This window comes from Flavobacterium phycosphaerae (assembly GCF_010119235.1).
Taxonomy (GTDB): Bacteria; Bacteroidota; Bacteroidia; order Flavobacteriales; family Flavobacteriaceae; genus Flavobacterium; species Flavobacterium phycosphaerae.
In genome coordinates, this window is the sequence record NZ_JAAATZ010000001.1 from 2,303,560 (window position 1) to 2,320,363 (window position 16,804).

At 39.1% G+C, this 16,804-nt stretch carries 12 protein-coding genes and 2 pseudogenes; 5 read left to right on the forward strand and 9 right to left on the reverse strand.

All coding sequences use genetic code 11. The annotated features are described in order from the left end of the window. Positions 1–128: 128 nt before the first annotated feature. Positions 129–1,223, reverse strand: a complete 1,095-nt coding sequence (serC, locus tag GUU89_RS10210; protein ID WP_162127817.1) for a 3-phosphoserine/phosphohydroxythreonine transaminase — start codon at positions 1,221–1,223, stop codon at positions 129–131. 130 nt (positions 1,224–1,353) lie between these two features. Next, entirely contained in the window at positions 1,354–2,412 is a 1,059-nt protein-coding gene (locus GUU89_RS10215) for an acyl-CoA reductase (protein WP_162127818.1), read from the reverse strand. A gap of 62 nt (positions 2,413–2,474) precedes the next feature. Here GUU89_RS10215 and GUU89_RS10220 point away from each other — a divergent pair, with 62 nt between their 5' ends. Continuing rightward, complete coding sequence (locus GUU89_RS10220) at positions 2,475–2,825, forward strand: 4Fe-4S dicluster domain-containing protein (protein ID WP_162127819.1); 351 nt, start codon at positions 2,475–2,477, stop codon at positions 2,823–2,825. 58 nt (positions 2,826–2,883) lie between these two features. Here the strand turns inward: GUU89_RS10220 and GUU89_RS10225 are convergent, their stop codons facing one another. Beyond that, positions 2,884–3,420, reverse strand: a complete 537-nt coding sequence (locus tag GUU89_RS10225) for a hypothetical protein (RefSeq protein ID WP_162127820.1) — start codon at positions 3,418–3,420, stop codon at positions 2,884–2,886. A 145-nt stretch (positions 3,421–3,565) separates the two neighbouring features. Then, positions 3,566–6,012: pseudogene (locus tag GUU89_RS10230) on the reverse strand (TonB-dependent receptor plug domain-containing protein). Between the two features lie 147 nt (positions 6,013–6,159). Between GUU89_RS10230 and GUU89_RS10235 the strand changes: the two are divergent. From GUU89_RS10235 to GUU89_RS10250, 4 genes are all read left to right on the forward strand, one after another. Next, a complete protein-coding gene (locus GUU89_RS10235) occupies positions 6,160–7,245 on the forward strand; it encodes a peptidase associated/transthyretin-like domain-containing protein (RefSeq protein WP_235922020.1) in 1,086 nt (361 codons plus the stop codon). A gap of 236 nt (positions 7,246–7,481) precedes the next feature. Then, a complete protein-coding gene (gene ychF / locus GUU89_RS10240; RefSeq protein WP_162127821.1) occupies positions 7,482–8,576 on the forward strand; it encodes a redox-regulated ATPase YchF in 1,095 nt (364 codons plus the stop codon). Positions 8,577–9,015: 439 nt separating this feature from the next. Continuing rightward, complete coding sequence (locus GUU89_RS10245; protein WP_162127822.1) at positions 9,016–10,875, forward strand: DNA topoisomerase IV subunit B; 1,860 nt, start codon at positions 9,016–9,018, stop codon at positions 10,873–10,875. A gap of 36 nt (positions 10,876–10,911) precedes the next feature. Further along, complete coding sequence (locus GUU89_RS10250) at positions 10,912–13,632, forward strand: DNA gyrase/topoisomerase IV subunit A (RefSeq protein ID WP_162127823.1); 2,721 nt, start codon at positions 10,912–10,914, stop codon at positions 13,630–13,632. Positions 13,633–13,771: 139 nt separating this feature from the next. On the opposite strand, the gene GUU89_RS10255 is transcribed toward GUU89_RS10250, so the two are convergent. The 5 genes and pseudogenes from GUU89_RS10255 to murQ form a co-directional block, all read right to left on the reverse strand. Then, positions 13,772–14,629 (reverse strand): TerC family protein, encoded by an 858-nt coding sequence (locus GUU89_RS10255; protein WP_162127824.1) that lies wholly within the window; start codon positions 14,627–14,629, stop codon positions 13,772–13,774. A gap of 31 nt (positions 14,630–14,660) precedes the next feature. After that, the gene (locus tag GUU89_RS10260) at positions 14,661–15,074 is read right to left on the reverse strand and encodes a DNA topoisomerase IV (protein WP_394350914.1); all 414 of its coding nucleotides are present in this window, start codon (positions 15,072–15,074) and stop codon (positions 14,661–14,663) included. A 67-nt stretch (positions 15,075–15,141) separates the two neighbouring features. Further along, complete coding sequence (locus GUU89_RS10265; protein ID WP_162127825.1) at positions 15,142–15,720, reverse strand: DUF1572 family protein; 579 nt, start codon at positions 15,718–15,720, stop codon at positions 15,142–15,144. Then, positions 15,713–15,937, reverse strand: a complete 225-nt coding sequence (locus tag GUU89_RS10270) for a DUF6095 family protein (RefSeq protein ID WP_162127826.1) — start codon at positions 15,935–15,937, stop codon at positions 15,713–15,715. Before GUU89_RS10270 ends, GUU89_RS10265 begins: the two co-directional genes overlap by 8 nt. Positions 15,938–15,941: 4 nt before the next feature. Next, positions 15,942–16,756: pseudogene (gene murQ, locus GUU89_RS10275) on the reverse strand (N-acetylmuramic acid 6-phosphate etherase). Between the last annotated feature and the right edge of the window lie 48 nt (positions 16,757–16,804).

Consider the following 16,804-nt stretch of genomic DNA (forward strand, 5'->3'; position numbering starts at 1 on the left):
TTTATTTATGTCAACACCTCTCGATGCTGATCGTTTTAAATTTTATTTTTTTAGGAGCTGTTTCCGGCTTTCCGTTACAATCTTTTTGTCCGAAAACAAAAAGGATTTCCACTGCAATCCGGGCTAGTTTATTCGGCTAACTGAGACTGAGTGCTGTATAAGGTCTCAAATTCCTTCATCACATCTACCAAGGCCTGAACGCTTTCCAAGGGCAACGCATTGTACATCGAAGCACGGTAGCCTCCTACAGAACGGTGACCGGTGATCCCCGAAATCCCCGCTTCTTTCCACATCTTGTCAAAGGATTCCTGTAGCTCCGGGTTTTCCAACAAAAAGGTTGCATTCATGCTACTTCTGTCGGCCACTGCAGCAGTTCCTTTAAACATACTGTTGTTGTCAATTTCGTTATAAAGCAAGGCCGCTTTGGCTTCGTTTACTTTTTCAATTGCCGCAATACCGCCTTGTTTTTTTAACCATTGTAACGTTAGCAAACAGGTATACACCGCAAAAACCGCCGGCGTGTTGTACATGCTCTCCGCTTTGATGTGTTTTTCATAATCCAAGATGCTCGGAATGGCTCTGCCTGATTTTCCCAGTATTTCTTCTTTAACCACCACCAAGGTAGTTCCTGCAGCACCCATATTTTTCTGAGCTCCGGCATAAATTAAATCAAATTGAGAGAAATCCATACTTCTCGAAAAGATATCCGAACTCATATCGCAAACCACAGGAACGGTCGTTTTTGGGAATGTTTTCATTTGCGTCCCGAAAATAGTATTGTTGCTGGTGCAGTGAAAATAACTGGCGTCAGCAGGTATAGTATACTCAGTCGGTATGTGATTGTAATTTTGTTCTTTAGAAGAGGCCACCACCACAGTTTCACCAAACAATTTAGCTTCTTTGATAGCGTTGTTGGCCCAAGTTCCTGTGTCTAAATATGCCGCTTTACCGTCAACTTTCATTAGGTTGTAAGGAACCATTAAAAATTCTAAACTGGCACCGCCTTGCAAAAATAACGCCTGATAACCTTTGCCTTCCAATCCTAAAAGTTCTAAAACCAAGGCACGGGCTTCCTCCATTACAGCAACAAAGTCTTTGCTTCGGTGCGAAATTTCTAAAAGCGATAAATCGGAATTATTGAAATTCAAAACGGCTTGTGCCGATTTCTCGAATACTTCTTGCGGTAGGATACAAGGACCGGCGCTATAATTGTGTTTTTTCATGGTGTGTGATTGAAAATAGTGAGGCAAATTTCGGAAACTGCTGTTGAATAAGTGATTGGAATTCAGTTCTAATTAAACGATGTTATTAACGAAAACGTTATAGTTTATAAAATTCCGTTTCTTTTTTTAATCAAATTTGACTCAAAAACTGCAGAGTATCTACATTATCCGCGTAATCCCAAAGTTGTGGTTTTTGGGTTTGTCCGAAAGGAATTGAATTTTCGATTACGTCTTTGGAAACAATGCATTGAATTTGTTCGCTTTCATTTTCTAAACGATTTTTCAAAGCATCAATCTCTTCATAATATTCATAAAAGACCGAAGAAATAGGAGAGGCGTAGCTGCTGTCTTCTTTCAAAGTCAGGAATTCATTATCCAGTAGTTTAAAATTACTCATCAGGAAAACCGCTTTGTTATAATCGTAATTGTTAGAATATTTTTCGTAAAAAATAACGTCTTTGTATTCGTAAATGGCTTGAAAGAAAGGTTGAAAATCATAGTCCTTTGGCACAAATAGTTTGGAAACATTGCGACAACCCAATCCGAAATAACGGAAGATGTCCTCGCCAAGACGAACCAATTCTTCCTGCGTTTCTTTCCCGGTTAAAACGGCTACCGAGTTCCGGTTTTTGCGAATTATGCTGGGTTTGTCTTTAAAATAAAACTCAAAATAACGCGCCGTATTATTACTGCCGGTAGCAATGACTGCATCAAAGTTTTCCAACTTCCCATCCGTAAAGGTTATCGCTTTTTCCATTTCTGGATTCACAGAAATTAAATACTTAGCTAAGAATTTAATCAAATGCTGATCGTTAGATGAGGTCTTAACCAAGACATTATGTCCTGAAATCAACACAGAAAGAAAATCGTGAAAGCCCACCAAGGGGATGTTGCCCGCGAGAATCAACCCCACCGTTTTAGGTTTTACGTTCGCTAAATCATAACGGGAGAGCCATTGGTTTAATTGGTCTTCCTGCAACCCTTCAGCCCACGATTGAACTGCAAAATAGACCTGCTCTGGCGTAAACCAACCATTGTGCGATTGCGACAAATGAATCAAATCCACAAAGGCATCAAAATACAAATCATTGTGCAGTACTGCTTCGTCTCGGGTGTTTTGATCCAACGAAAATTGGCGCAAAAACTTCCCTAATTCGGCAAAACATTTTTTTTTATCGATTTGTGTCATGAGTAGCTTGTTTATGAATGGTTTTGATTGTAATTTTGCGCAAAATTAATTAAAAATAAGCTATGGCAATCATTATAACAGACGAATGTATCAATTGCGGTGCATGCGAGCCGGAATGTCCAAATACGGCTATTTATGAAGGAGCTGACGATTGGCGCTATAAAGACGGGACCAAATTACACGGCAAAGTTATTTTACCGGATGGTACCGAAGTAGATGCTGATGCAGCACAAAATCCTATATCAGACGATATTTATTATATCGTACCAAGTAAATGTACCGAATGTAAAGGGTTTCATGAAGAACCGCAATGTGCCGCGGTTTGTCCGGTAGATTGTTGTATTCCGGATGATAATCATGTGGAGAGTGAAGAAACCTTGCTCAACAGACAATCGTTTTTACATAACGAATAAAAAAAGCCCACGTAATTAAATTGCTTGGGCTTTTTTAACAAAACAAAACATGAATATATTAAGGCTTCACAACAGTATATTTCTCAAGAATTACCGAGTCTGTTTTTTCATCATAGGTCTCTAAAATCAGATTACCGCTTGCGTCAAAATACCCAACAGAGAATTTATCCTTGTTCTTAAAAATATAATTGTTATTGGAAGTTTTTCTTAAAAGTGACAAGTTTTTACTATTGGGACTTGTCATTACATAGCCCATTTTATCCGATTTAATCTGATAGTTAGCGCCCCCGAGGCTGTAATAAGCCGAATGATTTACTACTTCTGATTTGGTCTCACCATCGACCATCACTTTGGTTTTAGTGGTAACGGCTACCGGACTTTCCTTCATAGGAATGTTTAAAGTATTCGGTTGGGCTTCTTCTAGTTCAATGTTCTGAACCTCTTTGATTTCTTCCGATTTTACAATCTTTTTTTCTCCTTTCGAATCTTTAATAGTGGTAGTAACTGTTTTAACCTCTGCTTTCGTATTCGTATTTTGCCCCTGACTGCCTATAGCGAACAGTAAGGCGGATAAGCTTAACATTAGATTTTTCATAACGATTAATTTTAAAGATGAATACATGACAAAGCTAACTTCAAACCCAGCCGAACATGTTACATTATTTTCTCGAATTGTTATATTATATTCATAAAAAATCCTGAGGGTTGCCTCAGGATTTCTTGTTTTGGTTTTATTTGGTTTAGAATTTGAATCCCAATCGAGCATAATAATAGGCTCCGCTGAAGCCCATTTGAACAGCGTCCCAATACCCACCGGCTTCGGTATTTCCTGATTCGTCTTGTTTGTCAGGATAAATGTTGAACAGGTTGTTGCTTCCTACACTCAATTTAATTTGTTTGGTAATTTGACAACCCACGGTTACATCCGTTACAATTTTTGCAGTGTAAACATTATCCATTCCGGCATAATCTACCAAGACCACTTTGCTGAAACGGGTAAATGCTACTCCGGCATCGACTATTTTTCGAGAATAATTCAGGTTTAAACCGAATTTGTTGTCTGGTGCCGATGCTTTTAAGAAGGCAATTTCTCTTTCTCCAAAAAAGGTTTCTTTCTCCAAATTGTTGTTTTTTACTTTGGTCACTTCCATCTTGTTCATGTTACCCACTAAAGTGGCACCAAATTTTGAGCTGCCCATTGTTTTTTTCCAAGCTAGTACAAAGTCAACTCCTTTAGTTTCAGTATTCACACCGTTCACAAAAAACTGAGCCGAATCTACGCCAAGATTCAATGCCTTAGCATCAAAATAACCGGTCAACACAATTCGGTCTTTTACATTAATTAAATAACCGTCAACAGTGGCGGTAAAAGCGCCAAAGCTTCCTGTAAATCCAATCGAAGCATTTTTCGATTTTTCTTCTTTTAATTTTTCAATACCAAATGCTTTAGTTACCGGACTGTCATTGGCTGAAAGTAATATCTCTGAAGCACCTTCAGAATTGAAGTTAGTGAAATTGGTGTTGAAATAAATTTGCGCCAATGATGGTGCTCTGAATCCGGTACTCCAAGAACCTCTCATGCTGATTTTGTCAGATAGTTTCAAACGGTAAGCATATTTCAGATTTAAAGTGTTGCCAAAATCACTGTAATTTTCATAACGCAAAGCGCCACTAACTAAAAAGGCATCAGAAACATCTAATTCCGTATCCACATACATAGCCATGCTGTTGCGTACTTCATCCACTACGTTTTTAGGGCTGAAACCCGGGAAACCTTGTGAACCTCCGGGTCTTGGTTCGCCGGAAACAGCATCAATTGGTGCAGACTGTGTTGCGGGGTTGGTAATAGGGTCACCATTGGTATCATAAGTGGCATAAGAACCTTCTTCACCGGCAAAATTTTATAATTTTCAATACGTGATTCTGCTCCAAAGGCAAAGTTCAAACCATTTAAAACCGATTTAAAATTTCTCGAAAAATCAAGATTAGTAGTGTTTTGACTTAAACTAAATCCTCCGGCATCAAATGATGTTGGTGAATTTCCTTCCAGACTGGCATTGAGAGTTCCTTTTATGGTATAATCAAATTTATTGTGTCCAAAAGCATTACTCAAATCAATTTTCCAACCGTTGTTTGTTTCTGTTTTAAATCCGAAGGCTAATGAATTATCTACAATTTTTGAAGTAATTCGGGGAGTATAGCCGCCGGGATAAATAGATTCTACCACTCTTGGACCGTCATTTCGGGTAAATGCATAAGCGTCTGTATTTCGGTCGTTTCTGCCGCCAAAAGCATAGAAGTCAATTTTATCCGTTACTGGAATTTCCAGATTGGCCATCACATTAAAACTTTTAATTTCAGCTTCACCAAATCCTTTTCTGAAATCAAATCCGGGGCGTAAGGTTTTTTCTTTCGAAAAATATTCAGACGTCAAGTTTACATAACCACCTTTTTTGCCCAGCTTGAAACCATAATTACCAGCCAATTTCAATGATTGTCCATCATATTTTCTGTTTTTTCCATAAGAGTTTCCGTTGCCATCTTGATCTAGCATATAGCCTTCTGTGTTGGGAGTTCCGCTAAGAAAATCGCCTTTGGCATTGGTGTCATAAGCACCATAACTGATGGCGCCGTTAAACTCCTCCACATTATCATTTAAAACAATATTAATAACACCGGCAATAGCGTCAGAACCGTATTGTGCTGCTGCACCATCACGTAGAATCTCAATTCTTTTAATGGCACTGGCAGGAATGGCATTCAAATCGGTTCCGGTGTTTCCGCGTCCGCGCGTTCCGAATAAATTAACCAATGACGATTGGTGTCTTCTTTTACCATTGATTAAAACCAAAGTTTGATCGGGTCCCATACCTCTTAAAGAAGCAGGGTCAACATGATCAGCACCATCTGAACCTGATTGTTTATTGGCATTGAACGATGGAGCAACGTATTGCAATAATTCATTAATCTCGAGTTTTCCGCTTTGGGTAGTGACACTTTTTACATCAATAACATCAATGGGAACGGCCGAATTGACCACGGTTCGCTTGGTGTTTCTGGAACCTACAATTTGAACTTCTTGTAAAGCTTCAACTTTAGTGGAGTCGCTTTTAGTTGCTTCGGGTTTCGTTTGTGCGAAAGTAAATCCGAGCTGAAATAAAAATAACAAAAGAGTAATTTTTTTCATAAAAAAGGTTGGTTTAGTTGTTAATTAAATGCAATTTAATGTTTTTTATATATTGATTTAACGCTTTTTATAAAACAATTTTAACAATTTAACAAACAATTTAAACCGTTTGTATTTTTTATTAAATTTGCCCGAACCCAATTCAAAATGAAAAAAAGTTTCGTCTTATTGTTTTTGATTATTAACCTCACTGTTTTGTCTCAAAATGGTCAAAAATCAATTACCCTAAAAGATGCCGAAACCAATCTCCCTATTGAAGACGCGACGGTTTTTGTTTTAAAAACTAAACAAACTTTTCTCAGCAATGCCGAAGGTAATGTGACTTTTCAGTTGACCGGTTCTTCAAATATTCAGGTGACGCATTCTTCCTATGTTAGTGTTACGGTTCGTTCCTCGGCTTTGACAAAAACCGATAATGTGATTTATTTGAAAAGCAATGTCAACGACTTAGATGAAATCATAGTAACCAAACAGCCTCCGTATAAAATCCTGAAATCATTGGTTGCTAATTCGATAAAGCGATTAACAGTACCGGCTCGATTGAAGGTATACAGCAGGGAGTTTTTTAAAATGAACGGCAATTATTCGTATTACAATGACGGCCTGATGAATTTTCAGTTGTTTGGCAATGATAAAAACTTCAAAAGCAATATTTTGGTAGAGCAAAATCGTTCCTTCGGATTGGTTAATGAAGAAATTTCTGCCGATGTCCTAGGCTATAACCTAAATGATATCATGCAGAATTATTACAATTTCAAATACTTAAATCCTATTTTAGAAGCCAATGCCAAAAAGAAATACGATTTTGTCATCAAAGGCTACACCACCAATACCAATTATAATGTGATGCTGGTTACCCCAACAGACACCAACTTAGATGATAATGATTTGCGAGACGATTTTAAAATCATTTACGACAGTAAGAAAAAGATAATCATCGAGGTAAGTTCTTCAATTTCACCCATGAGCTTGTCCAATGTAAAAGAAAAAACAGCTGTGGGTTCCAAGAATATTTACAAGTCGATTTTTAAAACCATTTACCGAACGGATAACGAGAACTATTATTTAGTTAGCTCTAAAGAAGAGATTGGTTTTGAGCGCGTTGACAAAGATAAAAAAACAGAAATTGAAGTGCGGAATTACTTTGTGACTACCAATTTCAGTAACCACAATTACACCTACAAAGAAAGCGAAGTCTTTAAAGACAAAACACTCTACAATAAAAAAATGTAGTCCTTACCGATTACTGGAATGTCTCCGGTTTAACGGCTACCGACGAAGAACAGGAAATCGTACTCAAAATGGCTGACCGCCAATAATTTTCACCACTTTATCTTTTTCCCAAAAAGGCACAAGTTCAGTCCTTTGTAACTTGGTTTTATTCCACTATATTTGCACACTTTTAAAATAAAAATTCATGAAACGCTCCGGCGTTCCTTAATACCGATAAAAAGAAATATCAAAGAAATATGAAAGCAGGAATTGTAGGATTGCCAAACGTAGGGAAATCAACCTTATTCAATTGTTTATCAAATGCCAAAGCCCAAAGCGCGAACTTTCCGTTTTGTACTATTGAGCCTAATATAGGGGTAGTAAATGTACCCGATCCGAGAATCAACAAACTGGAAGAATTGGTAAAACCGGAACGCGTTCAAATGGCTACGGTGGATATCGTTGATATTGCCGGATTGGTTAAAGGAGCCAGCAAAGGAGAAGGGTTAGGTAATCAATTCTTAGCCAACATAAGAGAGTGTAATGCTATCATTCACGTGTTGCGTTGCTTTGATAACGATAATATTATTCACGTTGACGGTAACGTAAACCCAATCCGTGATAAAGAAACCATTGATATCGAATTGCAGTTAAAAGACTTGGAAACGGTTGAAAAACGGTTGGAAAAGGTAAACCGCGCGGCTAAAACCGGTAACAAAGAAGCTCAAGTAGAAAAAGCTTTTTTAGACCGAATCCGTGAAGCCTTATTACAAGCCAAATCAGCCAGAACGGTAGTGCCGCAAAATGCTGATGAAGAGGCGTTGATGGAAGACTTTCAGTTAATCACTACCAAACCGGTTTTATACGTTTGTAATGTGGATGAAGAATCAGCCGCTACCGGAAATAAATATGTAGATCAAGTTCGTGACCTAGTAAAAGACGAAAACGCTGAAGTAATAGTACTTGCCGTAGGAACAGAAGCCGATATCACCGAATTAGAAACTTACGAAGAACGTCAAATGTTCTTAGAAGATTTAGGCTTAAAAGAACCGGGTTCTTCTGTATTAATTCGTGCAGCCTACAAATTATTAAAGCAACAAACCTATTTCACAGCCGGAGTTAAAGAAGTTCGTGCTTGGACCATCAACATCGGTGATACCGCTCCAAAAGCAGCCGGGGTTATTCATACCGATTTTGAAAAAGGATTCATCCGTGCCGAAGTAATTGCCTATGAGGATTTTGCTCATTATGGTTCAGAAGCCAAAGTAAAAGAAGCCGGTAAACTTCGTGTAGAAGGAAAAGAATACATCGTTAAAGATGGCGATGTGATGCATTTTCGTTTTAATGTGTAACTTGAAGGAAAAGAAATAAAGACAAACCGCTTAATAAATTAAGTGGTTTTTTTATGAAATATTCCATTGAAAAACCTCCTGCTTTTAGTAAGGTCTTATTCGTGTTTTAGTCGGGTTTTGTTCGGTATTGGTTCGTACCTGTGCTACCCCGAGTAAGAGTGAAAAAAGACTACTTTTCAAAAAAAGGACCTTTTTCCGAATGAAAACAGAGCAAACTACGAAGCGATTACAAGAGGACATAAGCTTTACAAATCTGGATACCTTTTATCTACTTTAACAGTCTTTGATTTACTACTTTTTGTTTTCTCTTTTTTGTCAATATCATTCTTAATAACTTTGATTTTTATCATTTAATAAATCCCTCGATTTCCCTAAATTAGCTGACTGGAGGTACTTTGTAATGACCTTGTAAAGCGCAGTTAAAATCATTAGTTTCAAAATGTCCGAACAAAATCAATATACCGAAGATAATATCCGCTCGTTAGACTGGAAGGAACACATTCGTATGCGTCCCGGAATGTACATCGGGAAGCTGGGAGACGGTTCTTCGCCCGACGACGGTATCTATATCCTGCTCAAAGAAACCATCGACAATTGTATTGATGAGTTTGTCATGGGCGCCGGAAAAGTAATCGAAGTAACCATCAAAGACAAAATGGTTTCCGTACGCGATTACGGCCGTGGTATTCCGTTAGGAAAAGTGGTCGACGTAGTTTCCAAAATGAATACCGGTGGAAAATACGACTCTAAAGCTTTCAAGAAATCGGTTGGTTTAAATGGTGTCGGTACCAAAGCAGTAAATGCGTTATCCAACTATTTTCGGGTGGAATCGGTTAGAGATAACCAGCAAAAAGCCGCTGAATTCTCAGCCGGTAACCTAACGATTGAAGAAGATATAGCCGAATCAACCAAACGAAGAGGGACTAAAGTTTCTTTCGTAGCCGATGAAACTATATTCAAAAATTACAAGTACCGTAACGAGTATGTCATCCGCATGCTCAAAAATTACTGCTATCTGAATACGGGTTTGACCATTTATTACAATGGTGAAAAGTTTTATTCTGATAACGGTTTAAAAGATTTATTAGAAGAAACCATTACTGAGGAAGACATGCAATATCCTATCATCCATCTCTTGGGTGACGATATTGAGGTGGCTTTAACACACAGTAAGTCTCAATATTCCGAAGAATATCATTCGTTTGTCAACGGACAAAATACGACACAAGGTGGAACGCATTTAGGGGCTTTCCGTGAGGCGATTGTCAAAACCATCAAAGAGTTTTATAACAAGCCTTTTGAAGCTTCAGATATCCGTAAATCTATAGTATCTGCCATTGCTGTCAAAGTAGAGGAGCCGGTATTTGAGTCGCAAACCAAAACCAAATTAGGTTCCACCGAAATTGGTCCCAAAGGTCCTTCTGTACGTACTTTTGTCAATGATTTTATCAAAACCAAACTCGATAACTTCTTGCACAAAAATCCAGAAGTTGCTGATTTGCTCTTGCGAAAGATTCTCCAAGCTGAACGCGAGCGTAAAGAGTTATCCGGTATTCGTAAGTTGGCCAAAGACCGTGCTAAGAAAGCGAGTTTACACAATAAAAAACTACGCGATTGCCGAGTGCATTTAACCGATGCTAAAAACCCACGCAGTTTAGAAAGTACCTTGTTTATTACCGAGGGAGATTCGGCTTCGGGTTCCATTACCAAATCGCGTGACGTGAATACACAAGCGGTATTCAGTTTGCGTGGGAAGCCTTTGAATTCCTATGGCATGACCAAAAAGATTGTGTATGAAAACGAAGAATTCAACTTACTCCAAGCGGCCTTAGACATTGAAGAAGACATGGGCGATTTGCGGTACAACAATATCGTAATCGCTACCGATGCCGATGTCGATGGGATGCACATTCGCTTGCTGTTGATTACGTTCTTCCTGCAGTTTTTCCCTGAGTTGATTAAAGACGGCCATTTGTACATTTTGCAAACGCCTTTATTCCGGGTGCGAAATAAAAAAGAAACCATCTATTGCTACAGCGAAGAGGAACGAGTGAACGCCATTGAAAAACTAAAACCAAAACCGGAAATTACCCGATTCAAAGGATTAGGAGAAATATCACCCGATGAGTTCAAACACTTTATCGGACAAGACATTCGCTTAGATCCGGTAATGTTAGACAAAGCCACTTCTATTGAAACGTTGCTGGAGTTCTATATGGGTAAGAATACGCCGGACCGTCAAGATTTTATCATCAATAATTTGAAAGTAGAATTAGACGTAGTAGAAAAACAGGTATAAAACACTAAATAATCCCGAAACTTCGGGGCAGCATAAATGAAAGACGAAGAAGATGATATCATCCCAAACGAAGACGAAAACAACGATGAGTTGAACGAGTCTTTGAATGAGGAAGCCGCGGAAGAAGGTTTTGAAGACGTAATACGTCCTTCCACCGGAAGCCATTTCTATGAAAACGACGAAAACCCGGAAGATACCATTACCAAAGTAACCGGTATGTACAAGGATTGGTTCCTCGATTATGCTTCTTATGTAATTTTGGAACGAGCGGTTCCGGCTATTGAGGACGGATTCAAACCGGTACAACGTCGTATCATGCACTCCATGAAAGAGTTGGATGACGGTCGTTACAACAAAGTGGCGAATATCGTGGGACATACCATGCAGTACCACCCGCACGGTGATGCCAGTATTGGTGACGCCATGGTGCAAATTGGGCAAAAGGATTTGATTATCGACATGCAGGGAAACTGGGGGAACATCCTCACCGGCGACAGTGCGGCAGCTTCCCGTTATATTGAGGCTCGTATCTCCAAGTTTGGCCACGATGTTTTGTATTCGCCCAAAATTACCGAATGGGGTATGTCCTATGATGGTAGAAGAGCTGAACCTATAAATCTTCCGGTTAAGTTTCCTTTGCTTTTGGCCCAAGGTGCCGAAGGAATTGCAGTAGGGTTATCCACTAAAATATTACCACACAACTTCAACGAACTGATAGATTGTTCGATAAAAGTCTTAAAAAATAAACCGTTTACGCTATTTCCGGATTTCCCAACAGCCGGAATTGCTGATGTATCAAACTATAATGACGGTATGCGTGGCGGGCGTGTGAGAGTGCGTGCCAAGATTGGTCAGTTAGACAAACAAACGTTGGTCATTACCCAAATTCCGTTTTCAACCAATACGTCAACCTTGATTGACAGTATTTTAAAGGCTAATGAAAAAGGGAAAATAAAAGTCAAAAAAATAGAAGACAATACCGCTGCTGAGGTTGAGATTTTAATCCATCTCCCGCCGGGTGTTTCTCCGGATAAAACCATTGATGCTTTGTATGCATTCACGGCTTGCGAAACATCGGTAGCCCCATTAGGCTGTGTGATTGAAAACCACAAACCGTTGTTCATTGGTGTTTCCGATATGTTGAAAATCTCAACGCACCGAACCGTCGATTTGCTTAAACGGGAGCTGGAAATTCAGTTGGACGAATTAGAAAACAAATGGCATTTCTCTACTTTGGAAAAGATTTTCATCCGCGAAGAAATGTACATCGACTTCAAGTTGTACTCCGACAGAGAATCGCTTTATGTTTACATGTACGAGCGTTTCAAACCTTTCTTAAAGTCGTTTGTACGTGAAATCAATGATGATGATTTGCAAAAACTAACGCAGATTCCAATGATTCGTATCACGCGTTTTGACTCTGACAAAGCCGATGACGCCATCGCCAAGTTGGAAGCAGAGATGGAACAGGTTAAGCACCATTTAGATCATATCATTGATTTTGCTATTGACTTTTTCCAAAAACTAAAAGACAAATACGGTAAAGGCCGCGAACGTCAAACCGAACTCAGAAGTTTTGATACCATTGAAGCCACCAAAGTGGTTTTAAGAAATACCAAACTCTATGTAAACAAGGAAGAAGGTTTCTTCGGTACCGGTTTAAAGAAAGACGAATACGTTGCCGATTGTTCTGATATTGACGATGTAATTGTCTTCCTGCGTGACGGAAAAATGATGGTGGCCAAAGTGGATGATAAAAAGTTCGTGGGCAAAGACATTATCCACATTGCAGTTTTTGACAAGAATGATAAGCGTACGATTTACAATATGATGTATCGCGATGGGAAGAACGGTTCTACGTTTATCAAGCGATTCAATGTTTCCGGAATTACCCGTGACAAGTTCTACGATTTGACTCAGGAAAAAGCCGGAAGCCAGGTCTTGTATTTTTCGGCTAATCCTAATGGAGAAGCGGAAACTGTTACGATTTTGTTGCGTCAAATTGGTAGCGTTAAGAAACTCAAATGGGATGTGGATTTCTCCGATATTGCCATCAAAGGAAGAGCTTCGAGAGGCAACACCGTGACCAAATACCCGATTAAGAAAATTGAACTTAAAGAAAAAGGAATTTCCACGTTGCGTCCGCGCAAAGTGTGGTTTGATGATACCGTACAACGATTGAATGTTGACGGAAGAGGGGAGTTGTTAGGTGAATTCAGACCTAACGATCGCTTGCTGATTATCAATCAAAACGGGAAATTGAAAACCATTATTCCGGAACTGACTACACACTTTGATGAAGGAATGATTGTTTTGGAAAAATGGAATCCAAACAAACCGATTTCGGCCATTTATTACGACGGAGAGAAAGACCGTTATTTTGTGAAACGCTTCTTGGTAGAAAACGAAAACAAAGAGGAAACCTTTATCACCGAGCACGAAAAATCACAGTTGGAAATTGTTTCCACAGATTGGCGTCCTGTGGCGGAAGTAGTTTTTGCTAAAGTCAAAGGCGTACAAAAAGATACTATTACGGTAGATTTAGAACAATTTATTACTGTAAAAGGCATCAAAGCGATTGGTAATCAATTAACGACAGACAAGCTGAAACAAGTGAATCTGTTAGATCCATTGCCTTACGAAGAACCGGAAGAAGAGCAACCCGAAGAGGTTGAAGTAACCGGCGAGGGCAATGTTTCCGAAGACATTCAAACCGAAACCGATGACGATGGTCAAATTACGTTAAGTTTGGAATAAATGACCATTTCCTAAATTCATTTCTAATAGGTAGGTACTACAGCAAAAAAGCTTCCCAATCGGAAGCTTTTTTGCTATAAGTTCAGCGGATCATAACGATTAAAACAAAGCGTTGGCTCTCCAAATTTAATCGGATGTTCTAATTTGTTATATCGGTGTCTTTTAGCTCTTTATCCATAATTTCACTGTTGTGCAGTTTGACAGTATTTCTGCTTTTCTTCATGCGTAAGTTTAAGAATTCAACAAACAGCGAGAAGAAAATAGAGAAGTACAAATAGCCTTTTGGTATGCTGTTGACTTCCACATCATTTCCAAAACGGAAATGAGCCAAGTGAGACCCTTCGGCCAATAGCATTACCCCAATTAAGATTAAGAAAGACAATCCAAGAATTTGTATCGTTGGGTGTTCGTTAACGAATTTAGAAACCGGTCCGGCAAAAATCATCATAATAACAATTGAAATCACTACCGAAAGTATCATAATAAGTAAAGCACCTTCGTAACCAAAACCACCTTCATGCGGTTCTTTCATGCTCACCATACCAACGGCAGTCAAAATACTGTCAAACGAGAAAACAATATTCAGCAACGCAATCTGAATAATGGCCTGACTAAGAGAACCACTAGCTTTTCCTTTTTCGCCTTCTTCTTCGCCTTCCAGTTTGTGGTGAATCTCAGAAACGGACTTGTATAATAGGAACAACCCTCCACCAAAAATAATTAAACTTTGTCCGGTAACGCTGGCTTCAAAGAAACCCCAGTCAATATGCAAGAGCGTATCCTGTAAACTCAATACCCAAGTAATACCAAACAACAATATAATTCTGAAAACCATGGCCAATAACAATCCAATGCGTCGGGCTTTGGGTTGGTCTTGGGCTTTCAATTTTCCGGACACTATAGAAAGGAAAACAATGTTGTCAATTCCGAGAATGATTTCTAAAAAAGTTAAGGTCAATAGGGCCATCAAGGCGTTAGGCGTAAATAAAATATCCATGGTATGTGTTTAGTTTAACGGTTAAACGGCATTACTCTAATTTTGTTACAGTGCCGCGGTGTTTTTTGGTATCGCCCACAAAGCAATAATCAAAAGTATAACTATTTTTTTCGGTTGCCAAAATTGTCATGCTAATGGCTTTGCGCTCGTTCATCGTTTTCGGATGCAGTTTACGCAACACAAATTCGCAATCATTTACCCAACGAACCGTCGCCGTATCGGTTTTTCCATTGAAGGTTTCGATTTGCAAACTATCGGTACGTATGAACGTTGAGGTTAGTTTTTTACCATCAATTTCCTGAGTGAACTCAAATTTCCCGGTTTTAAAATCTTGGCACTTTCGCTCTTTATCAGAACAAGCAATAAAGGCTAAAGCAAATAGGAGTAGTGTTAGTTTTTTACTCATGCAAATTATTTTATGGTATTCGTGAATCTTCGATTTCATAGTTATTTTTTGAAGCTGTTTCCCGCTATCCGCGCTACATGGTAGCTTGCTACTATCGGGGCTAGGGCTATTTCAATTTATCCAGTTCGTCGTCGGTAAAATTTCGGATGCTTTTTTCTTTAGCAAACTTATCGGCATTGTAACTGTTCGACTTGTTTTTCGGAATGGAAAGCGAATCCCATTCACCTTGTTTCAGCATTTTAGCATAAAAAACAATCTGCCCAATGTGGTAAGGATAATGCGCCAACTGCCGATTAATAGCTTCCATTACCGTGTGTCCTTCATTGCGAATGTAAATAATTGTAGAAAGCTGTTCCTCAGTCAACGGATTTACCGCTTTAAAAAAACATTCCCAACCTTTGTCCCAAAGTGCCATTAGTTCCGCTTTGTCATTCTCATGAAAATGGGAATCAAATTCGCCATCACGGTTGCGCCATTCCTTTTCACCATCGGTGGTTAAGAAATCCGTCCAACGCGATAACATATTTCCGGAAAGGTGTTTTATAATAACGGCAATCGAATTGGTGTCTTCATTTACCGAAACAAACAATTGCTCCGGTTCAAGTTGCTCCATGGCTTTTTCTCCCAATGTTTTATAATAGAGAAATTGCTTTTTTACGCTTTCTAAGTAGTGATTATCAGTCATGATGAAATAGTGCGTCAGTTATAGTTTTGATTCCTTTGAACATAAAGTAAACAGCAGTCAAACAAATACTAATGCCAATGGCTAACACCAAATAATGCCACCCGTTTTGTTTATTAATAAAGGCATTGTAAATCACACTCGGCCCTATAAACATCATAGGCAAAGCATAAAGCAAGTATTTGATTCCTTTGTCGAGTAGTTCTTTTTTGGCTGCCATATTTTTATTTTGAATTGTAAAAATCTACCGCTTTTCGTACGCTACCGTGTTTTTGCAATAATGCGGAAGCCTCTTCATAACTTACCGGAATTTCTCCCATTATCATTTTGACCCCGCGGTCAACAAGCTTATCGTTGCTCAATTGCATGTCAACCATTTTATTGCCTTTTACTCGGCCCAATTGTATCATAGTGGCTGTAGAAATCATATTTAATATTAATTTCTGAGCGGTACCGGCTTTCATGCGGGAACTTCCCGTAACGAATTCAGGACCCACAACTGCTACAACTGGAAACTGAGCGGTTAACGCTAACGGGCTACCTTCGTTACAAGTAATACCGCCTGTTGTAATATTTTTAGCATTGCATTTTTCCAAGCCGCCAATAACATAAGGGGTAGTGCCCGATGCAGCTATTCCAATAACCACATCGTTTTCATTGATACCGTGTTCCTGTAAATCAATCCAGGCTTGTAGTTTGTCATCTTCGGCGTTTTCTACCGCTTTGCGAATGGCTTTGTCACCACCGGCAATGATGCCATTAACCAAGTCAAAAGGAACCCCAAACGTGGGCGGACATTCGGAAGCATCAACAATTCCTAATCTCCCCGAAGTGCCGGCACCAATATAAATAACCGGCCACCGAGTTTCATTTGGGTTACCACTTTAGCGACTAAAGCTTCAATTTGAGGCAACGCTTTTTCTACAGCCAAAGGTACCGTTTTGTCTTCTTTGTTGATGTTGGTTAACAAGTCGTGAACCGACATTTGTTCCAGCTGTTCGTAGTGCGAGGATTGTTCGGTAGTTTTGGTAAAATTCATATTTTTTTATTTGAAGGGACAAGTTGCGACTTGTCCGTACCTGATGTA